Below are 24819 nucleotides of genomic sequence, written 5' to 3' on the forward strand. Positions count from 1 at the left end.
ACCCAGACCGTTACCAGCACCCGCGTCGCCTGTGACGGCAGCGAGGGGGCGCTTGGCCATCCCCGCGTCTGGCTGTCAATTCCGGCGGAAACCGGCTGGGTCGACTGCCCCTATTGCGACAAGCGCTTCATCCTGGCCGAGGGCGCGGGCGCCGGTCACTGACCGCGCGGGCGCCGCAGGGCCCTGACAATCCCCACCCCACAGCCCAGCACAAAACCAAGCGGCACACCGAAATAGCCAAAACCGATGGCATAGCCCATCATTGTGCTGCCCTCGGTCTGCCCGCGCCATTCGAAAAACTGAAGCGCCGCAAGGCCCAGAACCATGGCGGCGACCGCCCCCAGCACACCATGGCCAAGCGCCATAAGTCCCCCTGTTGCCCACTGCCGCATCCACACCCCCTTCCCGGCGGCACCCTTGCCGCATCCCGTCAGAGTGCCACGCAACGCCGCCCCGTCAATCTTTCCCGTCATGTTCCGGCTTTCTCGCCACATTCCGGCCCGGCACTTCGTCTTGTGGGCAGCGGTGAGGCCGCTATGATGACGCATCGAAAACGGAGAATACCATGGCATTCGGCAAGGGCGATCACCTGCACCTGATCGACGGATCGGCCTTCATCTTCCGCGCCTATCACGCGCTGCCGCCGCTGACGCGAAAGTCCGATGGCCTGCCGGTGGGTGCCGTGGCCGGGTTCTGCAACATGCTTCAGCGCTATATAGACGGGCGCAACGGCGAGGGCGCGACCCATGCCGCGGTGATCTTTGACCATTCGTCCAAGACCTTCCGCAATGACCTCTTCCCGGCCTACAAGGCCAACCGGCCTGAGCTTCCCGAAGACCTGCGCCCGCAGTTTCCGCTGACGCGCGACGCCACCCGCGCCTTCAACATCGCCTGTATCGAAACCGAAGGCTATGAGGCCGACGACATCATCGCCACCCTCACCCGTCACGCGCGTCTGGCGGGGGGCAGGGTCACCATCATCTCATCCGACAAGGATCTGATGCAGCTGGTGGATGCCGATGTCGATATGTTCGACGCCATGAAAAACAAGCGCCTTGGCCCGGCCGAGGTGATGGAGAAATTCGGCGTGCCGCCCGAAAAGGTGGTCGAGGTGCAGGCGCTGGCCGGTGACAGTGTTGACAACATCCCCGGCGCGCCCGGTATCGGCATTAAGACAGCGGCCCTTCTGATCAACGAATACGGCGATCTGGAAACGCTGCTGGCCCGCGCAGGCGAGATCAAGCAACCCAAGCGGCGCGAAACGCTGCTCAATTTCGCCGACCAGATCCGCCTCTCGCGCGAACTGGTGCAGCTGCACCCCGACACGCCGCTTGAGGTCACACTGGAGGATCTGGAAATCCGCGCGCCTGAGGCCGGGGTTCTGCTGGGCTTTCTGGCGCAGATGGAATTCCGCACCCTCAGCCGCCGCGTGGCCGAAAAGCTGGGGGCCGAGCCGCCCGCGATATCCGAGGCGCCGGCGACCAGCCCCGGCGCCAGCAACCTTGGCGAAGTCGCAGCCGGAAGCCCCGGCGCGGCCACCACACCTGAAGAACCGGCGCAGATGCCGTTCAGCCACGAAGCCTATACCTGCATCCGCGACATGAACACGCTTGCGCAATGGATCCTGCGGATCCGTGAACTGGGGCATGTGGCAATCGATACCGAAACCACCTCGCTGGATGAAATGCGCGCCGAACTGGTGGGCATCTCGCTGGCGCTCGGCGCCAATGACGCGGCCTATATCCCTTTGAATCATCGCAGCGGATCGGGCGATCTGTTCGGGGCGAGCGCGCTTCTGGAGGGTCAGATCCCGCTCGAGGAGGCGCTCACTGCCCTCAGACCCGTGCTTGAGGACGAATCGATCCTCAAGATCGGGCAGAACATGAAATACGACGCCAAGATCTTCGCATTGCAACGCGGTGCGGGGTTCGAACAAGGCATCAGCGTCGCGCCGATCGATGACACGATGCTGATCTCCTATGCGCTTCACGCCGGGCTGCACGGCCATGGCATGGACACGCTCAGCGAAACCTATCTGGGCCATGTACCGATTCCGATCAAGGAACTGCTGGGTTCCGGAAAATCGGCCCGCACCTTTGATATGGTGCCCATCGAACAGGCCACCCGCTACGCCGCCGAAGACGCCGATATCACGCTGCGGCTGTGGCAGGTGCTGAAGCCCCGCCTGCATCAAAGCCGGGTAACCACCGTTTATGAGACGCTGGAGCGCCCGCTGGTGCCGGTATTGGCAGCGATGGAGATGAAGGGCGTGCTGGTTGACCGTGACACGCTCTCGCGCATGTCCAATGCCTTTGCCCAGAAAATGGCCGGGCTTGAGGCGGAAATCCATGAACTGGCCGGAGAGCGCTTCAATGTCGGCTCACCCAAACAGCTGGGCGAAATCCTGTTCGACAGACTAGGCCTGCCCGGCGGCACCAAAGGCAAGACCGGCGCCTACGCCACCGGCGCCGATATCCTCGAAGACCTTGCAACCGAGCATGAACTGCCGGGTCGCGTGCTGGACTGGCGGCAATTGTCGAAACTGAAATCCACCTATACCGACGCGCTGCAGGACCATATCAACCCTGAAACCGGGCGCGTGCATACGTCCTATGTGCAATGCGGGGCGAATACCGGGCGGCTGGCCTCGACCGATCCGAACCTGCAAAACATTCCCATCCGCACCGAAGAGGGGCGGCGCATCCGCGAGGCTTTTGTCGCCGGGCCGGGGCGCAAACTGCTTTCGCTTGACTACAGCCAGATCGAACTGCGCATTCTGGCCCATATCGCCGGGATCGACAGCCTGAAACAGGCCTTCCTGGACGGGCTGGACATCCACGCCATGACCGCGTCTGAGATGTTCGGCGTGCCGCTGGACCAGATGACATCCGAGATACGCCGCCGCGCCAAGGCGATCAACTTCGGCGTGATCTACGGCATCTCGGGCTTCGGGCTGGCCCGCAACCTGCGCATCCCGCGCGGCGAGGCGCAGGCCTTCATTGATACGTATTTCGAGCGTTTCCCCGGCATCCGCGCCTATATGGACAAGACCATCGGCTTCGCCAAGGAACATGGCTATGTGGAAACCCTGTTCGGGCGGCGCATCCATACACCCGAGATCAACGCCAAGGGCCCGGGCGCGGGCTTTGCCCGGCGCGGCGCAATCAACGCGCCCATTCAGGGCACGGCGGCCGATATCATCCGCCGCGCCATGATCCGTATCCCCGATGCCATCGCCGGTCTGCCCGCAACGATGCTGCTTCAGGTCCATGACGAACTGGTGTTTGAGGTGGACGAATCCGCCGCCGAAGAAACCGCAGCCCGCGTGCGCAAGGTGATGGAAAATGCCGCAAGCCCGGTCCTGTCGCTCGACATCCCCCTGACCGTGGACGCGGGCTTTGGCCACAACTGGGCCGAAGCGCACTGAGCCAAAGCTCACTGAGCGCGCGGAACCGGCGCGGCTCCCGCCCGTCTTCGCACCCCTGCGGGGCCGCTCATCCCGTTGGGCCGGGCCGCGCGCCTGCGGCGCGCGGCATGGGGGCTCTGCCCCCGCCCGTCCATCTGCGATGGCCGGACTCCCCCGGGATATTTCAGAACAGGTGAGGCAGGATCGCGGCGCCCCCCTTCATCTTGCCGGAAATACGCGGGGGTGAATTGGCGAAGCCAAGAGGGGGCAAAGCCCCCTTTCTGAAAGCACCGCAAGCGCGGCGCGGCTCACCTCAACTCGGCTGAAGGGATCAGCGGCCAGAATACGCCGCCGGACCACAGCCCGAACCAGCCCTGGCCCTCATGCGTGGCATGGACGCCCAGATCGACCAGCCGGTAAAAGCTCTTGCGGTCGATCAGCGCCTCCAGCCCTGCGCGGATCACTACATAGGGCGCGGGCTCTCCGGTTTCGGCGTCGCGTTCCACGCGGATCGGGTGGTCCGGCCCGGCTGTGGCGGAATCGCCGACATTGGTGTGAAAGGTCAGCGCCTGCCCCTCACCTTCACCCGCTACCTCGAAATCGACCGCCACAAAGGGCGCGTCATCCACGGTGATGCCGACCTTTTCAACCGGCGTGACCAGATAATACCGGTCCCCCTCGCGCTTGAGGATGGTTGAGAACAGCCGCACCAGCGGCGCGCGGCCGATCGGTGTGCCCAGATAGAACCACGTTCCATCGCGCTTGATGCGGATATCCAGGTCACCGCAAAACGGCGGATTCCACAAGTGCACCGGCGGAAGACCGCCTTTTTTCGCTGCCTTCTTCGCCTCACGGGCAAGGCTGTCGGCGCTTGGGGTCACATTGTCTTGTGGGTTCATGGATTTTGTCCATCTTGGTCTGGGCTAAGGGGGTCCGGGTGACATATAACCCTCCAAACACCCCAGGTCACGCGCAGGAGGCCCTTGATGAGCGATACCCTGATCCCCGCGGTCGAATCTTTGGGCGAGCGGCTCAAGGTCGCCCGCAGCGCCATCGCCCCGCGCTTCATCGGTCAGGAAAGCGTGGTGGACCTGTCGCTGATCGCGCTTCTGTCCGGCGGGCATGCGCTGTTGGTTGGTCTGCCCGGGCTGGGCAAAACCCGGCTGGTGGATACGCTCTCCACGGTGATGGGGCTGAAATCAAACCGGATCCAGTTCACGCCTGACCTGATGCCCGCCGATATTCTGGGCTCCGAGGTGCTGGAAACCGGCGCCGACGGGCGGCGCGACTTCCGCTTCATCGAGGGGCCGGTGTTCTGCCAGCTGCTGATGGCGGATGAGATCAACCGCGCCTCGCCGCGCACCCAGTCGGCACTTCTGCAGGCGATGCAGGAGCGCGAGGTGACCATCGCCGGCCAGCACCGCCCGCTTGGGGCGCCGTTCCATGTGCTCGCCACGCAGAACCCGATCGAGCAGGAAGGCACCTATCCGCTGCCCGAAGCCCAGCTTGACCGCTTTCTGGTGCAGATCGACGTGGATTACCCCGACCGCGAGACCGAGCGCGCCATCCTGCTCGCCACCACCGGCAGCGAAGAGGCCGGGGTCAGCGCGGTTTTCACCGCCGGGGAGCTGATCGCGGCACAGGCGCTTATCCGGCGCATGCCGGTGGGCGAAAGCGTGGTGGGTGCCATTCTGGACCTGGTGCGCGCTTGTCGCCCCGGCAGTGCCGAGGTGGACCCCTCGCTGGGCGATTCGCTCAGCTGGGGGCCGGGGCCGCGCGCGGCGCAGGCCCTGATGCTGGCGGTGCGCGCCCGGGCGCTGATCGAGGGGCGGCTGGCGCCCTCGGCCGAGGATGTCGCAGCATTGGCGCGGCCCGTGCTCACGCATCGCATGGCGCTGAGCTTTGCCGCGCGGGCACGTGGCGAAAGCCTGTCCGCGATCATCGACCGGGTGGCCGCGCGCGTGACGGGTGGCCTTGAGGCCGCGGCATGATGCATCTGGCCTCCGCCCTTGCCACAGGCCGGGAGCAAGGGCCTTCGAAGGCCCTTGCGCAAGCCGCGCAGGGGCGGCTCTGCTTTGAAAAAGCTTCACGCCACGGCTGCGCACGCGGTGCGGAAGCGGTTTCGAAACCGCTTCTCCCGTCCGCCGGGGGCTGGCGGTGAGCGGGCCTGCCGTCGGACTGCGCGCCAGGGCAGAGGCGCTGACGGCGGGGCTTTCGCCCCTTCTGGTTGCCGCCGAACATCTGGCCAACAGTGCGCTGCCGGGCGCTCATGGCCGCAGGCGGGCCGGTGCCGGGGCAGAGTTCTGGCAGTTCCGCCCCGCCGGGGCCAGCGACGGGCTGGCGCGGATCGACTGGCGGCGCTCTGGCCGGAGCGACGAGGTCTTTGTGCGTGAGACCGAATGGCAGGCCGCGCGGGCAGTGGCGCTCTGGGTCGATCAGGGCGCGGCCATGGACTATTCCGGCGACAGGAACCGCCCCACCAAATCGGCCCGCGCGCAGCTTCTGGCCATGGCGCTGGCGCTGGTCCTGCTGCGGGGCGGTGAACGGGTCGGCCTTGCGCTGCCCGGCCATCCGCCGCGCGCGGGCCGCGCGCAGGCTGAGCGGCTGGCGCGCGGCCTCGATACCGCACCAGCCGCGCTGGAGCACGCCACCCCTGATCTGAGCGCCATACCCACCGGCGGCCATGCCCTTCTTTTTTCAGATTTTCTCGGCGATCTGAGCGCCATCGAGGCCTCGCTGAACCTTGCCGCCAGCCGCAATCTGCGCGGGCTTCTTGTGCAGGTTCTTGACCCGGCGGAAGAGGGTTTTCCCTTTGACGGCCGCACCCGCTTTGAAAGCATGAGCGGGCATCTGACCTTTGAAACCCTGCGCGCCGGTGATCTTCGCGCCGCCTATCGAGACCGGCTGGCCGCGCGCAAGGACATGCTCTCCGCGCTGGCCCGCCACGCAGGCTGGCGCTTCACCACCTTGCACACCGACAGCCCCGCCGCTGCCGGGCTGTCCTGGCTCTATCATGCGCTTTCGCTGGAGCAGAGGCGCTGATGCTGACACTCGGCGCCCTCGGCTTCACCGCCCCGGCCATTCTGACAGCGCTGCTCGCGCTGCCGCTACTGTGGTGGCTACTGCGCGCCGTCCCCCCGGCCCCGGTGCGCCGCCGTTTTCCCGGCATCGCGCTGCTTCTTGGCCTCAACGACCGCGACCCGGAGAGCCAGCGCACGCCGTGGTGGCTGCTGGCCCTGCGCGTCAGCGCGCTTGCTGCGCTCATTCTGGCGCTGGCCGGGCCGGTACTGAACCCGCGCCAGACCGGGCCGGGCAGCGGGCCGCTTCTGGTGGTGATGGATGCAAGCTGGGCCAGCGCCCCTGACTGGCCCCGCCGCATTGAACGGGTGAATGAGGCGCTGGCCGAAGCGCGGCGCAGTGGCCGCCCTGCCGCGATTGCCCTCCTGACCGCGCCCCCGACCGGGGAGCTGACGTTCCGTAGCGCCGAATTCTGGCAGGAGCGTCTGCCCGCCCTCGCCCCGCAACCCTTCGCCCCGCCTCCCGGCCTGCCGGACTGGCTGGGCAGCCTGCCGGACAGGGTGGATACCCTGTGGCTTTCTGACGGGCTGGCACATGCGGGGCGCGCGGCCCTGCATGCCGCGCTGGCCGCGCGGGGGGGGGTCAGCGTGTTTGAACCGGCGGGCGGTGTTCTGGCGCTGGCACCTGCCCGGTTTGACAGCGGCGACGTCACCCTGAGCCTGCGCCGCAGCCCGCATGTTCTGACGCCCGCCACCCATACCGTCGCCGCCATTGGCCGTGACCCGGCGGGCGTTGAGCGCGAGTTGGCGCGGATGCCCGCCAGCTTTGCCGCAGGCGCCCGCGACAGCACCGCCGAATTCGCGCTTCAGCCTGAACTGCGCAACCGCATCACCCGCTTCCAGATCGCCGGGCAGCGCGGGGCGGGGGCAGTCAGCCTGACCGATGACAGCCTGCAGCGCCGCAAGGTAGCACTTCTGGGTGTCCGTGAAGGAACCGAGGCGCTGGCCCTGCTGGCCCCCCTGCATTACCTGCGTCAGGCGCTGGCGCCCAATGCAGACCTGATCGAAAGCGCCAGCATTGATGCGCTGCTGCTTGCCGCGCCCGATGTGCTGGTGCTGGCCGACATGCCCGGCCTGACCGAGGCCGAAACCCGCGCCCTGACTGACTGGGTGGAGGACGGCGGGCTGCTGCTGCGCTTTGCCGGGCCGCGCCTTGCCGCCGCAGGCAATGACGCGGCGCCGGGCGGTTTTGCGCCGCGCGCGACGGACCCGCTTCTGCCCGTGGCCCTGCGGGCGGGCGGGCGCACGGTCGGCGGTGCCATGAGCTGGGGCGCGCCGCGCAGTCTGGCCCCGTTCCGTGACGGCACTCCCTTTGCCGGGCTGACGGTGCCCGCAGATGTCGAGATCCGGGCGCAGGTTCTGGCCGAGCCCGGCCCCGAACTTTCCGAGCGCTCCATTGCCGAACTCAGCGACGGCACACCCCTTGTCACCCGCCGCCTTCAGGGCGAGGGGCAGATCGTGCTATTCCACGTCACCGCCAATGCCGAATGGTCCAGCCTGCCGCTGTCCGGCCTCTTCGTGGACATGCTTGAGCGGCTCTCGGTCTCCACCCGAGGCACCCTGCCTGATGCGACGGAACTGGCGGGCACCGGCTGGCAGCTCGATACCCGGCTGGACGGCTTTGGCCAGCTTCACCCCACCGATGACCGCCCCACCCTTCCCGGCGAGGTGCTGGCCGATGCGCTGACCGGCACCCTTGCCCCCGGCCCCGAACTGGCGCCGGGCCTTTACACCAGCGATACCCAGCGCATCGCGCTCAATGCCACCGATGCGCGCACCGCGCTGGAACCGGCGCGCTGGCCTGCGGGAACGCTTGTTGAAACCGGCCTTGCCCGGCCTGAACAGCCACTTGCCGGGCTGCTCTTTGCCCTTGCCGCGCTGGCGCTGATGGCCGATGTGCTGGCCACGCTGGCACTGGGCGGCAGGCTGCTGCGCACGGCCGCGCTGCTGGCGGGGCTGGCGCTTCTGCCCGCGCTCCAGGCAGGGGCGCAGGGCAATCCGGCCCTTGCGTCCCGCGCGCTGGAGGCAACCGAGGCCGTGGTGCTTGCCTATGTCGCCACGGGCGATGCGCGGGTGGATGAGGTTGCGCGCGCCGGGCTTCAGGGCCTGTCGACAGCGCTTTTCCTGCGCTCGTCGGTTGAGCCGGGCGCACCGATGCAGGTTGACCCGGAAAGCGACGAACTGGCGCTGTTTCCCTTCCTCTACTGGCCGGTTATCGAGAACAGCGCCATTCCCTCGGCTGAGGCCTATGCGCGCCTCAACCGCTATCTGCGCTCAGGCGGGATGATCCTGTTTGATACGCGTGATGCCGAAGTCGCGCGCCTGTCGGGGACAACGCCTGCCGCGCGCCGTTTGCAGGCGATCGCCGCCGGGCTGGACATTCCGCCCCTTGAACCTGTGCCCGCCGACCATGTTCTGACCCGCACCTTCTACCTGCTCGCCGATTTTCCGGGCCGCCACACCAATTCGACCGTCTGGGTCGAGGCCGCACCCGCCGATGCCCAGCGCGCCGAGGGCATGCCCTTCCGCAACCTCAACGATGGGGTGACGCCGGTGGTGATCGGCGGCAATGACTGGGCGGCGGCATGGGCGGTGGATGCGGATGGCATGCCGCTGCTGCCCATCGGGCGCGGAATGACCGGCGAGCGCCAGCGCGAAATGGCGCTGCGCTTCGGGGTCAACCTGATCATGCATGTGCTGTCCGGCAATTATAAATCCGATCAGGTCCATGTGCCTGCGCTGCTGGAAAGGCTGGGGCAATGACCGGGCTATTAACGGGGCTGGCGGGCGCACAGATCACCTTTGACCCGTTCCTTGGCTGGCCGCTTCTGGCCATTCTGGCGGCGGCGGCGGTGCTGGTGGTGGCGCTGTCGGTGTGGCGCGGGCTGGCGGGCTGGTGGCTGCGCGCGCTGGGGCTGGCGGCGGTGCTGGCTGCGCTGGCCAACCCGGCGCTGCAGTCCGAAGAGCGCAGCACGCTGGATGATGTGGTCCTGATCCTGCGCGATGACAGTGGCTCCAACCGGCTGGCGGGGCGCGAAGCGCAGACCGATGCCGCACAGGCCCATCTTGAGGGGCGGCTGGCCGCAATGGGGGTGGACCGGCGGCTGGCCTCGGTGCCGGACGGGCCGGATGACAGCGGCACGCGGCTGATGGAGGCGCTCAACACCGCGCTGGCCGATCTGCCGCGCGACCGGCTGGCAGGGGTTTTCGTGATCTCGGACGGCATCATTCATGACACCGGCGCCGCGCCCGATCTGCCCGCGCCGCTGCATCTGCTGCAGACCGGCGAACCGGGTGACTGGGACCGCCGCCTGACCATCCGCAATGCCCCGGCCTATGGCATTCTGGGCGAAACCGTCACCATGACGCTGCGGATCGACGACGAGGGCGCGGTGCCACCGGCGCTGCGCGGCCAGCCGGTGCAGGTGGGCTTTTCAGTGAATGGCGAGCCGATGCGCTACGCAACGGCCCCCAGCGGGCGGGATATGGAACTGGGCCTGACGCTGGACCGTGGCGGGCTCAATGTGCTGCATTTCGTCGTTGACCCCGCGCCGGGCGAGCTGACCACGCGCAACAACGAGGCCGTGGTGCAGATCAACGGTATCCGCGACCGGCTGCGGGTGCTGCTGGTCTCGGGGGAGCCGCATACCGGCCAGCGCACCTGGCGCAACCTGCTGAAGTCTGATCAGGCGGTGGATCTGGTGCATTTCACCATCCTGCGCCCGCCTGACCGGCAGGATGGCGTGCCGGTCAATGAATTGTCGCTGATCGCCTTTCCCACGCGTGAGCTGTTCATCGACAAGATCGACGAGTTCGACCTGATCATCTTTGACCGCTACCGCCGCCGGGGCATTCTGCCCAACTCGTATTTCGACAATATCCGCCGTTATGTTGAAGAGGGCGGCGCGCTGCTGGTGGTGGGCGGGACGGAACTGGCCAGCGCGGACAGCATCTATTACTCGCCGCTGGGGCGGATTTTCCCGGCGGAACCCACGGCGCGGGTGTTCGAGCAGGCCTATGTGCCGCACCTGTCGGACATGGGCACGCGGCACCCTGTCACCGCCGATCTGGCTGCGGGGCAAACGCTGCGCGACGACGGCACACCGGGCTGGGGCCGCTGGCTGCGTCAGGTCGAGCTGATCGCGCGCTCGGGCACGGTGGTGATGGAAGGGGTGGGCACGCGCCCGCTTCTGGTGCTGGACCGGGTGGGCGAGGGGCGCATTGCGCTGCTGGCGTCGGATCAGGCATGGCTCTGGGATCGCGGGTTTGAAGGGGGCGGGCCGCAGGCGGAACTGCTGCGGCGGCTGGCGCACTGGATGATGGCCGAACCGGAGCTGGAGGAAGAGGCCCTGAGTGCCGAGGCGCAGGGCCTGTCCCTGCGCGTCAGCCGCCAGTCGCTTCTGGACGGGCCGCATACGGTGATCATTACCGACCCGGAGGGTAACGAGCAGGAACTGACCCTGCCTGAGCAGGCACCGGGCCGCTTTGCCGCCACCTATGAGGCCACGGAGCCGGGCCTTTACCGGCTGCGCGACGGGGATCTGGATACGGTGATCGTGCTGGGCCCGGCCAACCCGCGTGAATATGAAACCACGATTGCCAGTGCCGCGCTGCTGCAACCGCAACTGACCGCGACAGGCGGCGGGGTGGCCGAGGTCGCCAATCCCCTGCCCGATCTGCGCCGCGTGGCGGAGGGGCGGCAGGCAGCGGGGCGCGGCTGGCTGGGCATCACTCCGCGCGGCGCCTATGTCACCACCGACCTGCGGCTGAGCGCGCTGCTTCCCGCCTGGGCCTGGCTGCTGCTGGGTGCGGGCTTCATTCTGGCGGGGTGGCTGCGCGAAGCGCGGCGCTGAGGCGCTTTTACGGTTAGCGCGTGGGGGCTGCCGCCCCCACACCCCCGCCTCAGGGGAGCGCACGCGCCCCCCTGAGAACCCCCCGTGCGTATTTGTGGCAAGGTGAATGCATGAATTGATGCTGGACACTTGGGGGTATTGGTTATATTTTTTTACCAATAGGGGGATTACGCCATGGACATGCCAAAGCCCGACAGTGCCGTTCTGGCGCGTCGCGACCGGATTGTTGCGCAGCTTCTGGATATCCTGCCCGCTGAGGCCGTGATCCATGATCCGACCGGAACCCGCGCTTATGAATGCGATGCCCTGACCGCCTATCGCTGCCCGCCGCTGGCCGCCGTACTGCCCGCCACCACCGGAGAAGTGGCCGCCGTGCTGCGGCTGTGCCACGAAGAGGGTGTGAAGGTGGTGCCGCGCGGGGCCGGAACCTCGCTTGCAGGGGGCGCGCTGCCGACCGAGGACAGTATCATTCTGGGTGTGGCGCGGATGCGCGCGGTTCTGGAAACCGATTATCCCAACCGTTTCATCCGCGTGCAGACGGGTATGACCAATCTGTCGGTCACCGGCGCGGTGGAGAGTGACGGGTTCTTTTACGCGCCCGACCCGTCCAGTCAGCTTGCCTGCGCGATCGCCGGCAATATCGCCATGAATTCGGGCGGGGCGCATTGTCTGAAATACGGCGTGACCACCAACAACCTGCTGGGGGTGACCATGGTGCTGATGGATGGCTCTGTGGTCGAACTGGGCGGGGCGCATATGGATGCCGCGGGGCTGGACCTGCTGGGCCTGATCTGCGGATCGGAGGGGCAGCTGGGTGTGGTGACCGAGGCCACTTTGCGCATTCTGCCCAGGCCCGAGGGGGCGCGGCCCGTGCTGATCGGCTTTGATTCGAATGAGGTAGCGGGTGAATGCGTGTCGGACATCATCAAGGCCGGGGTTCTGCCCGTGGCGATCGAATTCATGGACCGCCCCTGCATCCGCGCGACCGAGGCCTTTGCCAAGGCAGGTTACCCCGATTGCGAGGCGTTGCTGATCATCGAGGTGGAAGGGTCGGATGCGGAGATCGACGCGCAGATGGGCATGATTTCAGCCATCGCCCGGCGCCACAACCCGGTGGAGCTGCGTGAAAGCCGCTCAGCCGACGAATCCGCGCGGATATGGCTGGGCCGGAAGTCAGCCTTCGGGGCGATGGGGCAGATCAACGATTACATGTGCCTTGACGGAACAATCCCGGTCTCCAGCCTGCCGCATGTGCTGCGCCGGATCGGCGAGATGTCACGCGCCTGCGGGCTGGAGGTAGCGAATGTGTTTCATGCGGGCGATGGCAACATGCATCCGCTGATCCTGTTCGATGCCAACAAGCCCGGCGATCTGGAACTGTGCGAGGCTTTGGGCGCCGACATTCTGAAGCTGTGTGTCGAGGTGGGCGGCTGCCTGACGGGCGAGCATGGGGTGGGTGTGGAAAAGCGCGATCTGATGCATGTGCAATACACGCCCGCTGATCTGGAGGCGCAGCTGCGCGTCAAGGATGTGTTCGACCCGAAGTGGTTGCTGAACCCCGCGAAGGTGTTTCCGCTGGATGCGACGCAGAGCCGTCGCGCCGCCTGAGGCCGGGAAAAGGGGGCCGTCTGCCCCCCTCTGGGCCTGCGGCCCATTCACCCCCCGAGGATATTTCTGGACAGAAAATGAAAGCGGGCGAAGCGATGCAGCCGTTGACTGAAGCTGAACTGGCCGATGCGATCCGCGACGCGGGCGGGCCGCTGGTGGTGCGTGGCGGTGGGACGCGGCCTGTGGGGCGTCCGGTAACGGGGGCGGTGCTGTCGGCGGCCGGAATCAGCGGCATCCGCCTTTATGAGCCGGGCGCGCTGACGCTGGTGGCGGCGGCGGGAACCCCGCTGGCCGAGGTGGAAGCCGTGCTGGCCGGGGGCGGCCAGCGCCTGCCGTTCGAGCCGATGGACCATCGCGCGCTTCTGGGCACCGCGGGGGAGCCGACGATTGGCGGGATGGTGGCTGCGAATGTGTCGGGCCCGCGCCGGGTGCAGGCCGGGGCCTGCCGGGACAGCCTGATCGGGGTGCGTTTTGTCGATGGCGCGGGAACGGTCATCAAGAACGGCGGGCGGGTGATGAAGAATGTCACCGGGCTGGATCTGGTGAAGCTGATGGCCGGTTCCTGGGGCACGCTGGGGGTGTTGAGCGAGGTCGCTTTCAAGCTGCTGCCGCGCCCCGAAACCGAGGCGACGCTGGTGTTTCACGGGCTGGAAGCCGGGCGCGCGGTGGCCGCGATGGCGGCCGGGCTGGGATCGCCCTTTGAGGTGACGGGGGCGGCGCATCTGCCCGATGCGCGCACCGCGCTGCGGCTGGAGGGCTTTGCCCCCTCGGTTGCATACCGGCTTGGCGCGCTGGCCGGGCATCTGGCCGCTTTCGGCACCCCCGCACGGCTGGAGGCCGGGGAGAGCCGCGCGCTCTGGTCCGGGGTGCGGGATGTGGCAGGGCTGCTGACCGGGCCGGGCGATGTCTGGCGGTTGTCGGTCAAGCCCTCGGACGCGCCCGCCCTGGCAACCAGCGCGGGCGCTTTATGACTGGGGCGGCGGGCTGGTCTGGCTGCTGATGCCCGAGGGGTGCGACCTGCGCGCCGCGCTGGGGCTATTCAGCGGCCATGCCACGCTGATGCGCGCCAGCACCGAGACGCGCGCGCGCATCCCGCCGTTCCACCCCGAAGCGGCGCCCGTAGCCTCACTGGCCGAGGAACTGCGCCGCAGGTTCGACCCGCGCGGAATTCTCAACCCCGGCCTGATGACCTAGGAGGCGTGATGGATTTTCTGATTGCCATGCTGGCGGCCTTTCTGGTGGCGCTTCTTGTGGCCGCGTTTTTGCCGCGAGGAAGGTTGACCCTTGTCGCTATTCCCATTCTGATGGTGGCTGGCTTTCTTTTGTCAGGATTTGGCGTCCCGGCGCAGGGATCGAACGACCCTGCGGGCCACGGGATGGCGCTAGGATTTTACGCGTTCATCGTCGGTGCCGGGTTGGTCGGCGCCAGTCTCGGCTGGCTCGCGCAGCTGGCGCGGTATCTCTGGCCGGCACTGGCCGGCTGGCGCTATGGCGCCGCCGTCATTGCCCTTGTCACGGTGAGCCTGGCAATCAGCTTCGCCCTTGTGGGGTAGCCGTACCTGACCTGCCCGCCCTGACTTCAGCCCCCGTATCCAGACGCGCATCAAGACAAGGCAGCCTCATGCAAACCCACTTCACCCCCGATCAGCTGCGCGACCCGGCCACCGCGCGCTCGAACGCGATCCTGCGCGCCTGTGTCCATTGCGGGTTCTGCACCGCCACCTGCCCCACCTATGCCGTTCTGGGCGATGAGCTGGACAGCCCGCGCGGGCGTATCTACCTGATCAAGGAAATGCTGGAAGCGGGCCGCCCCGCCGATGCGAAAACCGTCAAGCATATCGACCGCTGCCTTTCGTGCCTGTCTTGCATGACGACCTGCCCCTCGGGCGTGCATTATATGCATCTGGTCGATCACGCGCGCGCCCATATCGAGCGCACCTACCGCCGCCCGCCGATGGACCGTTTTCTGCGCTGGATGCTGGCGCAGGTTCTGCCGCATCCCACGCGGTTCAGGCTGGCGCTGCTGGGAGCAAAGATCGGGCGGCCGTTTGCCTTTCTGATGCCAGACGCGCGGCTGCGCGCGATGCTGGCCATGGCGCCGAAAACCATTCCACCCGTCAGCCGCAATGATGACCCCCAGACCTTCCCGGCGCAGGGTGAACGGCGGATGCGGGTGGCGCTGATGACGGGCTGCGCCCAGCGCGCGCTCAACACCGATATCAACGATGCCACCCTGCGCGTGCTGACCCGGCTGGGATGCGAGGTGGTGGTGGCAAGGGGCGCGGGCTGCTGCGGCGCGCTGAGCCATCACATGGGCCGCGAGGCTGAAAGCCACGCCGCCGCTGGCCGCAACATCCGTGCATGGATGCAGGAAAAGCGCGAAGGCGGGCTGGATGCGATTGTCATCAACACCTCGGGCTGCGGTACCACGGTCAAGGATTACGGCCATATGTTCCGCAATGATCCGCTGGCCGGGGACGCCGCCACCATCTCAGGGCTGGCAAAGGATGTCAGCGAGGTGCTGGAGCGGCTGGGCTTTGAGCAGGGCGCGCCCAAGGGGCTGAAGGTGGCCTATCACGCCGCCTGCTCGCTCCAGCATGGTCAGCAGATCAGGTCCACGCCCAAGGAGTTGCTGAAACGCGCCGGGTTCGAGGTGGTAGAGCCCGCGAACCCGCATTTGTGCTGCGGCTCGGCAGGGACCTATAACCTGCTGCAGCCCGAAATCTCGACCGAGCTGAAGAACCGCAAGATTGCCACGCTTGAGGCAAAGGCGCCGGACGTGATTGCGGCGGGCAATATCGGGTGCATGATGCAGATCGGATCCGGCACCGGGATTCCGGTGGTCCATACCGTGGAGCTGGTCGACTGGGCCACGGGCGGGCCGCGCCCCGCCGCGCTGGCGGGCGGTGAGGAGCGCGCGCAGGCGATGCCGGTGCTGCGCTGACGGGGTAATGAGCCGGGGGCGACTCAGGGGTACCTCATTGGAACGGGCCAGAAATGGCCAAACTTCCGCCCCACTGCCCGGTCACGTTGCACCCCAAAGAACCCCCCAGACCGGAATGCCCATGCGCCTGCTTGCCCTGATTATCGTCCTGCTCACCACAACCACCGCAACGGCGCAGGACAGCCATTTGCAGACCCTGTCCACGCTCGATACCAGCCGGGGCTGGCAGGCTGTGGGCAGGCTGAACATCGGCGCGCATTCCTTCTGCACGGCAACACTGATCGCGCCGGACAAGGTGCTGACCGCGGCGCATTGCCTGTTTGACCGCGCGACAGGCGCACGCATCCCCAGGGAGCAGATGGTATTCCTTGCGGGCTGGCGCACCGGCCGGGCCGAGGCCACGCGCGGGATCAGCGCTGTGGCCATCGAGCCGGGCTTTCACTTCACGCAGGGCGAAACGCTGGAACGGGTCGCCAGCGATCTGGCGCTTCTGCAGCTTGATCAGCCGATCCGCCTGCCCTCGGTCCTGCCCTTTGCCGTCGACACCGCTACCCCCGCAGCGGGCGCGCCGGTGGCCGTGGTCTCGTATGCGCGCGACCGCTCCGAGGCGCCCTCACTGCAGGACCGTTGCGCAGTGCTGGACCAGCGGCGCGACGGGGTGATGGTGCTGTCCTGCGCCATTGATTTCGGCGCATCGGGCGCGCCGGTCTTTACGCTGCACGGCGGGCAGGTGCGTATCGTGTCAGTTCTGTCGGCCATGGCATCCAGTTCCGGCCAGACGGTCGCGCTGGGGATGCGGCTGGAAGGCCGTCTTGCCGCGCTTGAGGCCGCGCTGGGTGAGGCACCGGCCGGGGCGCGCGAAAGCGCGCGCTTCCTGCGCTCTGACCCCTCTTGAAACCACGCCTTCCGCTTCCCAGATCGAATGCGCAGGGCGCCCATCCGGGGCCCCGCATTTCCCAAAGCCTGGCCGGTGCAACCGGCAGGCAGACAGCAAACATCGCTCGATGGAGGATGAACCATGCGTAACTTTGACCCCACCCCGCTTTTCCGCGCTTCCGTGGGTTTTGACCGGATCGCCGATCTGATGGACCGTGCACTGGCCGCAGACCCCGTGCAGCCGACCTACCCGCCTTACAACATCGAAAAGACCGATGAGAACAGCTATCGCATCTCGGTCGCCGTTGCCGGTTTCGCAGCGGATGAACTGAATGTCGAGGTGAAGGAAAACGCGCTCGTGATTTCGGCCCGCAAGGCCGAGGAAGAGGGCAACCGCACCTATCTGCACCGCGGCATCGCCACCCGCGCATTCGAGCGCCGCTTCCACCTTGCCGACCACATGAAGGTGACCGGCGCGACCCATGCCGACGGCATGCTGCACATCGAGCTGGTGCGCGAGATCCCCGAGGCGCTCAAGCCGCGCCGGATCGAAATTGGCCGCACGGAACCGGCCAGCAGGCTGGTCGAATCCTCAGCCGCCTGACCCATCGCGCTGACGAAACTGACAAGATCTGACAAGAGCGGGCGCATCCACAGGGATGCGCCCGGTTTGGGTTGCGCCGGGGGTCTTGCAGCCGGGCGGGCTTTGCCACACTCTGCCCTGATCAAAAGGGAAAGATGATGGACCAGTCCGACGACCTCAGCCAAGCCTATGCCAATGCCGATTTCATCACCGACGCCGCCAGCTACCCGCCCCGCTGGGCCGCCGAGGCCGCAACCTTCCGCGCGAACCTTGGCGCACGCGCGCGCACCGGCATCCCTTACGGTCCCGGCCCGCGCCAGACCTTCGATCTGTTCCTGCCCGAAGGCACGGCCAAGGGGCTGATGGTGTTCATCCATGGCGGCTACTGGCTGGCCTTTGGCCCCGGCGACTGGTCAGCCTTTGCCCAGGGCGCGCTGGGAAGGGGCTGGGCGGTGGCAATGCCGGGCTATACGCTCGCCCCCGAGGCCCGCATCATGGCCATGACCCGCGAGATTGAGGCCGCGATCGGTGCGGCCGCCGGGATGGTCGAGGGACCGATCGTGGTGAGCGGCCATTCAGCGGGTGGGCATCTGAGCGCGCGTATGGCCAGCGCCGATCTGACACCCGCCTGGGCCGATCGGCTGAAGCGGGTGGTGCCGATCTCGCCGCTGGCCGACCTGCGCCCGCTGATGCGCACCGGGATGAACGAAAAGCTGCGTCTTGACGCAGCCGAGGCCCATGCTGAAAGCCCGGCGCTTCTTTCTCCCCGCCCCGGCAGCGAGGTGTTTGTCTGGGTCGGCGCGCAGGAGCGCCCGGCGTTCCTGTGGCAGGCGCGGCTTCTGTCCGAGGCATGGAAATGCCCCTGGCACGCGGCCAGCGGGCGGCATCATTTCGATGTGATCGACCCGATGCGCGCGGCCGGGAGCGATCTGATGCAGGTCTTGCTAGGCGGTCTCTGACCCCGCACCGCTTCCGGTTCTGGCAGGCCGGGTGAGGGGGCTTTGCGCCCCCTCGGCGCTGACGCGCCTCACCCCCGCAGGATATTTCTAAACAGATGAAGCGGGCGCGGCGGTGCCCCCTCAGTGCCTGTCGCGCAATTATCGCAGCCGGTTTTGCAGGTTCCGGGCGTGCGAGAACACTCTAAAGCCCGTAGGGCCTTGTCAGCGCGGGCATGACAGTGCCGGTGCATTCGCCAAAGCCGATCAGATAGCCATCGCCCCGGCACTGGCCGCGCAGGGTCAGGCGGTCATGATCTTCAAGGAAGCTGCGGGTTTCGCCGCCCGGCAGCGTCAGCGGCTCCTTGCCGCCCCAGCTGAGCTCCAGCATGCTGCCCCGGCTTTCCCGCGTCTGCCCCGAGATGGTGCCGGAGCCGAGCAGATCACCCACCCGCATCGGGCATCCTGAGGTGGTATGATGCGCCAATTGCTGGGCGGCGGAATAATACATCTCGCGGTAATTGGTGCGGGCGATGGTGGTGGGGACGCCGCCTTTGGGGGTCAGTTCCACCTCCAGCTCGATGTCATAGAGCATCGGCCCCGGCTCCTGCAGGTAGGGCAGCAGCGGTTTTTCGCGCTCAGGGGTCATGCAGCGGAAGGGTTCCAGCGCTTCGCGCGTGACGATCCAGGGGCTGATCGTGGTGGCGGTGGCCTTGGCCTGGAAGGGGCCGAGCGGCTGGTATTCCCATGCCTGAATATCGCGCGCCGACCAGTCGTTGAGCAGGACATAGCCGAAGATCATGCTGTCGGCCTCGGCCACGCTGACCGGGTGGCCCGGGCGCGAAGGCCGGCCAATGATCGCCCCCATCTCCAGTTCGTGATCGAAGCGGACGCAGGGCGCGAAATGCGGCACGTCGGCATCCGGTGCTTTCAGTTGCCCCCAAGGCCTGCGCACATCCGTGCCCGAGACCACCACCGACGAGGCGCGCCCGTTGTAACCGATGGGGATATGCAGCCAGTTCGGCGGCAGCGCGTTTTCGGCGCCCCGGAACATGGTGCCGACATTGGTGGCATGGTGGCGGCCCGCGTAGAAATCGGTGAATTCGGCCACCGCGAAGGGCATGTGCATCGTCGCGCCCGCGAGCGGGTGCAGGTAATCGGCGACCTGCGATTTCAGCGCCGTCCCCTCAACCAGATAGCCGAACAGCAGGGTGCGCAGCCGCTGCCAGGCCTGTGGACCCAGCGCCATCACAGCGTTCCATTCAGGGCGGTCAAGCACCGGCTTGTCCGCCAGTGACAGATGGCCCGAGGCCTCAAGCGCGGTCACATCAAGGATCCGGTCGCCGATGGCCACCCCGCAGCGCGGCGCGCCCCCGTCGTGCGAAAAGACACCATAGGGAAGGTTGTTCAGCGGAAAGGGGCAATCAGGGGCATTGGCGCTTTCGAGCCAGGATTTCATCAGGGGCATCGGGGTTCCTTTGTCAGCCTGTGGCATCGGGCTGCGCTTCGGGCGCGGCCTGAGCAAAGGCGGGCAGCGCAAGGCAGGCGGCCTCGACTGCGGTGAGTTTCGGCCAGGGCGTCAGATCCAGACCCCAGCGGCGGGCGTTGTAAAGTTGCGGTATCAGGCAGAGATCCGCAAGGCCCGGCGCATCACCAAAGGCGAAGTGCGGCGCGGGCAGGCTGACCTGCAGCGCATCAAAACCCAGCCGCATCCAGTGCTGCATCCAGTCCCGGCGGGCCTCATTGCTGGCATCAAACCGGGTGCCAAGCGCCTGCACCACGCGCAGATTGTTGACCGGGTGGATATCCATAGCAACCGTATGCGCGGCGGCAAGCACCCGGGCGCGGGCAAGCGGATCAGCGGGCAGAAGCGGCGGGGCGGGCCATGTTGCCTCCAGCCAGTCAATGATCGCCAGCGACTGGGTCAGGATGATGCCATCCTCCAGCGCAAGCGCGGGGACAAGGTGCTGCGGATTGAGCGTGCTGTAGGGCGGCGCGGACTGCTCATTGGCGGTCAGCGAGACAAAGACATCCTCACGCGCAACGCCCTTGAGGTTGAGCGCAATCCGCACCCGGTAAGCCGCTGTCGATCGCCAATAGGTGTAAAGCTTCATCGGGCCTCCTGCGGATGCGTGGTGCCCGCCATCGCGAGCGGCGCCTTGGTGCCATTGAAATCATTGATCGATTTTCCCCACACCACCTTAAATCACCCCGCGCCCCGGTCAAGCCGTGCGCCTGATTACTCGGGGCCTTGGGGAGTCGCCCGGAGGGCGGCGGGGGCAGCGCCCCCTGCCTTTTTCCTCTCAGGTCAACTCTGGTTGACCGGACTCAGCCCAACCGGGCGGAATGACCTGTCACTTCACCCCCGGCGTTCCGTCGAACTTTTTCTCAAGCGAGGTCCAGCAATCCAGATAGTCGTCCTGCAACGGGGCCTCGGTCGCGGCCCATTCGGTCAGATGCTGGGGGAAGCGGGTTTCGAACATGAAGGACATGGTGTTGTCCAGCTTCTCGGCCTTGAGTTCGGCATTTGAGGCGCCCTCGAAAGCGTTGCGGTCCGGCCCGTGGGGCAGCATGCAGTTGTGCAGGCTCATCCCGCCCGGCGCGAAACCCTGCGGCTTGGCGTCATACTGGCCATAGATATTGCCCATCAGCTCAGACATGAGATTTTTGTGATACCACGGCGGGCGGAAGGAATGTTCAGCCACCATCCAGCGCTCACGGAACAGCACAAAGTCGATATTCGCCGTGCCCGGCTGGCCCGAGGGGGCAGTGAGCACCGTAAAGATCGACGGATCGGGGTGGTCAAACAGGATCGCGCCGACCGGCGAATAGGTGCGCAGGTCATATTTGGACGGTGCATAATTGCCGTGCCATGCCACCACATCCAGCGGTGAATGACCGATTTCGGTGGCGTGAAACTGCCCGCACCATTTGATCACCACGCGGCTGGGCATCTCGCGGTCCTCGAATGCCGCGACCGGCGTCTTGAAATCGCGCGGGTTGGCGAGGCAGTTCGCGCCGATCGGCCCGCGCCCCGGCAGCTCAAACTTCTGCCCGTAATTTTCGCAGACAAAGCCACGGCAGGGCCCTTCGAGCACTTCAACCCGGTAGACCATGCCGCGCGGCAGGATGGCGACCTCCTTCGGCTCCAGGTCGATCACGCCCATCTCGGTGCAGAACCGCAACCGGCCTTCCTGCGGCACCACCAGCAGCTCGCTGTCGGCCGAATAGAAATATTCATCCACCATCGAGGCGGTCACCAGATAGATATGGCTGGCCATACCAACCTGCGTATTCACATCGCCCGCTGTGGTGGCGGTGCGCATCCCGGTCAGCCAGGTATAGCTTTCACCCGCGCCGGGCATCGGCACCGGGTCCCAGCGATACTGGCCAAGGCTGATCACATCGGGCAGCACATTGGGCGCGGTTTTCCAGTAGGGCAGGTCGATTTTCTTGAAGCGCGCCGTATGCCTGACCGAGGGGCGGATGCGGTAGCACCATGCGCGTTCGGGCTTGGGCTGGGTAAAGGCGGTGCCGGAAAGCTGCTCGGCATAAAGCCCGTAGGCGCATTTCTGCGGCGAGTTCTGCCCTTGCGGCAGCGCGCCCGGCAGGGCCTCGGTTTCAAAATCATTGCCGAAGCCGGGCATGTAGCCTTCATGCGTTCCGGTTGTCTTGGTGGCGCGGATCATGCCGCGCGGCAGGCTGTGTTCGGTCATGGGTTCCTCCGCCGGTTCGCGCCGGGTTGCGGCGCGGTGCTGCCGGTCAGAATTCATTGCAACTGCAACAATGTCAAGACTTCATCACCCTTTCGTTGCGCGTGCATTGATTTCACCGCCGCTTTGTGGTCGGCTTTGCGCGACCCATTCGCTGCAAGCAGGCGCCCATGTCAGACCCGGTGCATGATTTTGATCTCAACGCCTTTCTGCCCTATCGGCTGAGCGCCGCCGCCAACCGCATGAGCCGCGCCTTTGCCGAGCGCTACCGCGAGGAGTTCGGCATCACCATTCCCGAATGGCGGGTTCTTGCCCATCTCAACCATGCCGGGGCGGTATCGGTGCGCGATATCGAGGCGCGGGTGGACATGGAGAAATCCAAGGTCAGCCGCGCCGCCAGCCGGCTGGAAGAGGCAGGATATATCACAAAACAGGTGCATGGCAGCGACCGGCGGCTGCTGGAACTGCGCCTCACGCAGGAGGGCCGCGCGCTGGTGGCCCGGGTTCTGCCGGTGGCGATGGCCTTTCAGCAAGAGATGCTTGAACGGCTGGGTGAGGCCGCGCCCGGTCTGGTGCGGGCGCTTGAGATCCTGCTGGAAAACGGCGTGCGCGAGGGCCGTTAGCACAGGCACGCGGTGCCGCTGCTCTGCCACCCCGCACCTGCCCCTCTGCGACCGCCGGTCGCGGGGCGGCGCTCCGGCCCGGGCTTTACTTTTCCGATTAAATAACTCAGATTTATCAGGCCCAGCCAGCGGCCTGCCCTTCCGCCGCCCCGCCCGGTGTGAAACTTAACCTTTCCATCAAGGATCAGGGCCATGTCCCGCTTTCTCAGCCTCGCCGTAAGCGCACTTACGCTTGCCCCCGCGCCACTTCTCGCCGCCCCCTACACCTACGCCGAATTTGAGGCCTCAGTGCCCCATATCGACCTTGAAACCTGCCCGGAGGGGCTGGCCGGAGGCGATGTCTTCTGCCGTGTCTCGATGCATAATGACGCGCTGCATGTCTATGTGTTTGAATCCGGCGGGGCGCAGGCATTCGTGGCGTTGCACAGCTTTTATGAGGATGAGTTCACCCTGCAGCTCGGCCAGTAACGCCGGGGCTTGCGCCTGACGGCTGCGCGTCGCAGCATGGCGCGGACCCCGTTTCGTGAGCCGCGCCATGATCCATGCTCTCGCCCTGATCCTGCTCTGCCAGCTGACGGGCGAGGCGCTGGCGCGCTGGCTGGGCCTGCCGGTGCCCGGCCCGGTGCTGGGCATGGGGCTGATGCTGGTGCTGCTCTCGTCCTCCGCCCGAATTGCGGCGCTGGTAGTGCCGGTGGGCGAAGGCATCCTGCGCCATATCGCACTGCTTTTCGTGCCCGCGGGGGTGGGCGTGGTCGGCCATCTGGACCGGCTGGGGCCGGAGGGGGCCGCGCTGGGGCTCGCGATTCTGATCTCCACCGCGCTTGCCATCGCGGCGGGTGCGCTGGCCTTCGTACTGGTCGCGCGGCTGACCGGGTCGGAGGATGGCGATGAGTGATTTTGCTGACATCTGGAGCTATCTGGCCTCAGGCCCGCTGGTCTGGCTAACGCTGACACTGGTGGCCTATGTGGCGGGCGATGCGCTATCGCAGGCCAGCGGGCGCGCGCCGCTTGCCAACCCGGTGCTGATTGCGGTGATCTTGCTGGCGATGGTGCTGTGGGCCAGCGAAACGGCCTATCCTGTCTATTTCGAGGGGGCGCAATTCGTGCATTTCCTGCTGGGCCCGGCAACGGTTTCGCTGGCGATACCGCTCTGGCAACAGGGCCACCGGCTGCGCCGGGCCATGCTGCCGGTGCTGGCGGGGGTGGTGACGGGGTCACTGGTGGCCGTGGTCTCGGCACTGGGTATCGCGCGGGCACTGGGCGTGGACGGTGAGACACTGGCAGCGCTCGCGCCCAAGGGCACCACCGCGCCGGTGGCGATCGGCATCGCGCAATCGTTGGGCGGCTCGCCCACGCTGGCGGCGGTGCTGGTGCTGCTGACCGGGATCACCGGCGCCGTGATGGCAACACCGCTGCTGAACGCGCTGGGGCTGAAGGACTGGCGCGCGCGGGGGCTGGCAGTGGGAACGGCCGCGCATGGTATCGGCACCGCCCGCGCGCTGCAGGTCCACCCCCGTGCGGGCGCCTATGCCGCGATCGGGATGGGGCTGAATGCGATCCTGACGGCGTTTCTGGCCCCATTCATCTTCCGCGCCTTTGGCTGATTGCGGGACGGGGGGCGCTGCCCCCCACGGCCCCGATTGCATCGGGCCCTCCCCCCGGCGTATTTCCGGCAAGATGAAACGCAGGCCCTGAGCATGGTCAGCCGCAGAAGGGAAATGCACAAGGAGACTGCCACCATGCCCGGTTATCCTGACCTCACCGCACGCATCCGCGCGCTGACCGAGGGCGAAACCGACACTGTCGCGCCGATGGCGACCCAGGCCTGCAAGATCCCTCGTTCGGACCACCGCTGTGACTGGACCAGCTCTCACCGTGTCACTGCGCCCGGGGGGCTCAAGATCGGCCAGCATCAGGGGGGCCACGGCAGCCTTGTCACGCGCGGTGTCTGCGGCGCAGTGGCGCGCGGGGGCAGCGTGCAGCGGATCGCGGATATCAAGTCCTACGCAAACCATAGCGCCCTCTCCAGCACAGCGCACCCTGAACTGGTGCGGCCCGATGCCTTGATCGAAAATGATGCAACGGCCATTGCCGCCATCCTGCAGGAGACCTTTGCCCGTGCTTGACCACGCAACCCCTTCATCTTGCCGCAAGTACGCACCGGGGGGTTCTCAGGGGGGCGCGTGCGCTCCCCTGAGGCG

22 protein-coding genes and 1 pseudogene are annotated in these 24819 nt (G+C 66.8%); 18 read left to right on the forward strand and 5 right to left on the reverse strand.

Annotated features, from left to right (window positions below; all coding sequences use genetic code 11):
* On the forward strand, positions 1 to 162 hold a 162-nt coding region (locus tag V7Q53_RS19240), incomplete at its 5' end, for a zinc-finger domain-containing protein (RefSeq protein WP_333830438.1).
* On the opposite strand, the gene V7Q53_RS19245 is transcribed toward V7Q53_RS19240, so the two are convergent.
* Entirely contained in the window at positions 156 to 473 is a 318-nt protein-coding gene (locus V7Q53_RS19245) for a hypothetical protein (protein ID WP_333830417.1), read from the reverse strand. The genes V7Q53_RS19240 and V7Q53_RS19245 overlap by 7 nt on opposite strands.
* A 92-nt stretch (positions 474 to 565) precedes the next feature.
* On the opposite strand from V7Q53_RS19245, the gene polA reads away from it, so the two are divergent.
* A complete protein-coding gene (gene polA, locus V7Q53_RS19250; protein ID WP_333830418.1) occupies positions 566 to 3427 on the forward strand; it encodes a DNA polymerase I in 2862 nt (953 codons plus the stop codon).
* 287 nt (positions 3428 to 3714) lie between these two features.
* Here the strand turns inward: polA and V7Q53_RS19255 are convergent, their stop codons facing one another.
* Positions 3715 to 4305: a DUF1285 domain-containing protein gene (locus V7Q53_RS19255; protein WP_333830419.1), complete on the reverse strand. Its 591-nt coding sequence runs from the start codon at positions 4303 to 4305 to the stop codon at positions 3715 to 3717.
* Positions 4306 to 4392: 87 nt separating this feature from the next.
* On the opposite strand from V7Q53_RS19255, the gene V7Q53_RS19260 reads away from it, so the two are divergent.
* The 11 genes and pseudogenes from V7Q53_RS19260 to V7Q53_RS19310 all read left to right on the forward strand — a co-directional run bounded on the left by V7Q53_RS19260 (position 4393) and on the right by V7Q53_RS19310 (position 18306).
* Positions 4393 to 5397 (forward strand): AAA family ATPase, encoded by a 1005-nt coding sequence (locus V7Q53_RS19260; protein WP_333830420.1) that lies wholly within the window; start codon positions 4393 to 4395, stop codon positions 5395 to 5397.
* Positions 5398 to 5563: 166 nt separating this feature from the next.
* Positions 5564 to 6448, forward strand: coding sequence for a DUF58 domain-containing protein (locus V7Q53_RS19265; protein WP_333830421.1), 885 nt, complete (start codon positions 5564 to 5566; stop codon positions 6446 to 6448).
* Complete coding sequence (locus V7Q53_RS19270) at positions 6448 to 9246, forward strand: DUF4159 domain-containing protein (protein ID WP_333830422.1); 2799 nt, start codon at positions 6448 to 6450, stop codon at positions 9244 to 9246. The genes V7Q53_RS19265 and V7Q53_RS19270 overlap by 1 nt, the downstream gene beginning before the upstream one ends.
* The gene (locus V7Q53_RS19275; RefSeq protein WP_333830423.1) at positions 9243 to 11336 is read left to right on the forward strand and encodes a hypothetical protein; all 2094 of its coding nucleotides are present in this window, start codon (positions 9243 to 9245) and stop codon (positions 11334 to 11336) included. The genes V7Q53_RS19270 and V7Q53_RS19275 overlap by 4 nt, the downstream gene beginning before the upstream one ends.
* Positions 11337 to 11510: 174 nt before the next feature.
* Positions 11511 to 12944: an FAD-linked oxidase C-terminal domain-containing protein gene (locus V7Q53_RS19280; RefSeq protein WP_333830424.1), complete on the forward strand. Its 1434-nt coding sequence runs from the start codon at positions 11511 to 11513 to the stop codon at positions 12942 to 12944.
* Positions 12945 to 13039: 95 nt separating this feature from the next.
* Positions 13040 to 14138, forward strand: a pseudogene (locus V7Q53_RS19285) (FAD-binding protein).
* Positions 14139 to 14146: 8 nt separating this feature from the next.
* On the forward strand, positions 14147 to 14497 hold the full coding sequence (locus V7Q53_RS19290) for a hypothetical protein (RefSeq protein WP_333830425.1): 351 nt from the start codon (positions 14147 to 14149) through the stop codon (positions 14495 to 14497).
* A 68-nt stretch (positions 14498 to 14565) separates the two neighbouring features.
* Entirely contained in the window at positions 14566 to 15888 is a 1323-nt protein-coding gene (gene glcF, locus V7Q53_RS19295) for a glycolate oxidase subunit GlcF (protein WP_333830426.1), read from the forward strand.
* Between the two features lie 121 nt (positions 15889 to 16009).
* Entirely contained in the window at positions 16010 to 16783 is a 774-nt protein-coding gene (locus V7Q53_RS19300) for a trypsin-like serine peptidase (protein ID WP_333830427.1), read from the forward strand.
* A gap of 123 nt (positions 16784 to 16906) precedes the next feature.
* Positions 16907 to 17368, forward strand: coding sequence for an Hsp20 family protein (locus tag V7Q53_RS19305; RefSeq protein ID WP_333830428.1), 462 nt, complete (start codon positions 16907 to 16909; stop codon positions 17366 to 17368).
* Between the two features lie 137 nt (positions 17369 to 17505).
* Positions 17506 to 18306 carry an alpha/beta hydrolase gene (locus tag V7Q53_RS19310; protein WP_333830429.1) on the forward strand — a complete coding sequence of 267 codons (801 nt, stop codon included), beginning with the start codon at positions 17506 to 17508 and terminating at the stop codon, positions 18304 to 18306.
* Positions 18307 to 18487: 181 nt separating this feature from the next.
* On the opposite strand, the gene fahA is transcribed toward V7Q53_RS19310, so the two are convergent.
* The 3 genes from fahA to hmgA all read right to left on the reverse strand — a co-directional run bounded on the left by fahA (position 18488) and on the right by hmgA (position 21998).
* Positions 18488 to 19750: a fumarylacetoacetase gene (gene fahA, locus V7Q53_RS19315; RefSeq protein ID WP_333830430.1), complete on the reverse strand. Its 1263-nt coding sequence runs from the start codon at positions 19748 to 19750 to the stop codon at positions 18488 to 18490.
* A gap of 13 nt (positions 19751 to 19763) precedes the next feature.
* Entirely contained in the window at positions 19764 to 20396 is a 633-nt protein-coding gene (gene maiA, locus V7Q53_RS19320; protein ID WP_333830431.1) for a maleylacetoacetate isomerase, read from the reverse strand.
* A gap of 240 nt (positions 20397 to 20636) precedes the next feature.
* Positions 20637 to 21998, reverse strand: a complete 1362-nt coding sequence (gene hmgA, locus V7Q53_RS19325; protein WP_333830432.1) for a homogentisate 1,2-dioxygenase — start codon at positions 21996 to 21998, stop codon at positions 20637 to 20639.
* Positions 21999 to 22165: 167 nt separating this feature from the next.
* Here hmgA and V7Q53_RS19330 point away from each other — a divergent pair, with 167 nt between their 5' ends.
* From V7Q53_RS19330 to V7Q53_RS19350, 5 genes are all read left to right on the forward strand, one after another.
* Positions 22166 to 22618, forward strand: a complete 453-nt coding sequence (locus V7Q53_RS19330; RefSeq protein ID WP_333830433.1) for a MarR family winged helix-turn-helix transcriptional regulator — start codon at positions 22166 to 22168, stop codon at positions 22616 to 22618.
* 192 nt (positions 22619 to 22810) lie between these two features.
* The gene (locus V7Q53_RS19335; RefSeq protein WP_333830434.1) at positions 22811 to 23086 is read left to right on the forward strand and encodes a hypothetical protein; all 276 of its coding nucleotides are present in this window, start codon (positions 22811 to 22813) and stop codon (positions 23084 to 23086) included.
* Positions 23087 to 23153: 67 nt separating this feature from the next.
* Positions 23154 to 23513, forward strand: coding sequence for a CidA/LrgA family protein (locus V7Q53_RS19340; protein ID WP_333830435.1), 360 nt, complete (start codon positions 23154 to 23156; stop codon positions 23511 to 23513).
* The gene (locus V7Q53_RS19345) at positions 23506 to 24222 is read left to right on the forward strand and encodes an LrgB family protein (protein WP_333830436.1); all 717 of its coding nucleotides are present in this window, start codon (positions 23506 to 23508) and stop codon (positions 24220 to 24222) included. The genes V7Q53_RS19340 and V7Q53_RS19345 overlap by 8 nt, the downstream gene beginning before the upstream one ends.
* Before the next feature lie 135 nt (positions 24223 to 24357).
* Positions 24358 to 24744, forward strand: a complete 387-nt coding sequence (locus V7Q53_RS19350) for a GAF domain-containing protein (RefSeq protein WP_333830437.1) — start codon at positions 24358 to 24360, stop codon at positions 24742 to 24744.
* Positions 24745 to 24819 lie beyond the last annotated feature (75 nt).

The organism is Pararhodobacter sp. (assembly GCF_036802785.1).
Lineage (GTDB): Bacteria > Pseudomonadota > Alphaproteobacteria > Rhodobacterales > Rhodobacteraceae > Pararhodobacter.

Excerpts from the sequence above, each read along its gene's own strand:
- V7Q53_RS19245 (WP_333830417.1), bottom strand. The coding sequence starts at position 473 with ATGACGGGAAAGATTGACGGGGCGGCGTTGCGTGGCACTCTGACGGGA.
- polA (WP_333830418.1), top strand. The coding sequence starts at position 566 with ATGGCATTCGGCAAGGGCGATCACCTGCACCTGATCGACGGATCGGCC.
- V7Q53_RS19255 (WP_333830419.1), bottom strand. The coding sequence starts at position 4,305 with ATGAACCCACAAGACAATGTGACCCCAAGCGCCGACAGCCTTGCCCGT.
- V7Q53_RS19260 (WP_333830420.1), top strand. The coding sequence starts at position 4,393 with ATGAGCGATACCCTGATCCCCGCGGTCGAATCTTTGGGCGAGCGGCTC.
- V7Q53_RS19270 (WP_333830422.1), top strand. The coding sequence starts at position 6,448 with ATGCTGACACTCGGCGCCCTCGGCTTCACCGCCCCGGCCATTCTGACA.
- V7Q53_RS19275 (WP_333830423.1), top strand. The coding sequence starts at position 9,243 with ATGACCGGGCTATTAACGGGGCTGGCGGGCGCACAGATCACCTTTGAC.
- V7Q53_RS19280 (WP_333830424.1), top strand. The coding sequence starts at position 11,511 with ATGGACATGCCAAAGCCCGACAGTGCCGTTCTGGCGCGTCGCGACCGG.
- V7Q53_RS19290 (WP_333830425.1), top strand. The coding sequence starts at position 14,147 with ATGGATTTTCTGATTGCCATGCTGGCGGCCTTTCTGGTGGCGCTTCTT.
- glcF (WP_333830426.1), top strand. The coding sequence starts at position 14,566 with ATGCAAACCCACTTCACCCCCGATCAGCTGCGCGACCCGGCCACCGCG.
- V7Q53_RS19300 (WP_333830427.1), top strand. The coding sequence starts at position 16,010 with ATGCGCCTGCTTGCCCTGATTATCGTCCTGCTCACCACAACCACCGCA.
- V7Q53_RS19305 (WP_333830428.1), top strand. The coding sequence starts at position 16,907 with ATGCGTAACTTTGACCCCACCCCGCTTTTCCGCGCTTCCGTGGGTTTT.
- V7Q53_RS19310 (WP_333830429.1), top strand. The coding sequence starts at position 17,506 with ATGGACCAGTCCGACGACCTCAGCCAAGCCTATGCCAATGCCGATTTC.
- fahA (WP_333830430.1), bottom strand. The coding sequence starts at position 19,750 with ATGCCCCTGATGAAATCCTGGCTCGAAAGCGCCAATGCCCCTGATTGC.
- maiA (WP_333830431.1), bottom strand. The coding sequence starts at position 20,396 with ATGAAGCTTTACACCTATTGGCGATCGACAGCGGCTTACCGGGTGCGG.
- hmgA (WP_333830432.1), bottom strand. The coding sequence starts at position 21,998 with ATGACCGAACACAGCCTGCCGCGCGGCATGATCCGCGCCACCAAGACA.
- V7Q53_RS19330 (WP_333830433.1), top strand. The coding sequence starts at position 22,166 with ATGTCAGACCCGGTGCATGATTTTGATCTCAACGCCTTTCTGCCCTAT.
- V7Q53_RS19335 (WP_333830434.1), top strand. The coding sequence starts at position 22,811 with ATGTCCCGCTTTCTCAGCCTCGCCGTAAGCGCACTTACGCTTGCCCCC.
- V7Q53_RS19340 (WP_333830435.1), top strand. The coding sequence starts at position 23,154 with ATGATCCATGCTCTCGCCCTGATCCTGCTCTGCCAGCTGACGGGCGAG.
- V7Q53_RS19345 (WP_333830436.1), top strand. The coding sequence starts at position 23,506 with ATGAGTGATTTTGCTGACATCTGGAGCTATCTGGCCTCAGGCCCGCTG.
- V7Q53_RS19350 (WP_333830437.1), top strand. The coding sequence starts at position 24,358 with ATGCCCGGTTATCCTGACCTCACCGCACGCATCCGCGCGCTGACCGAG.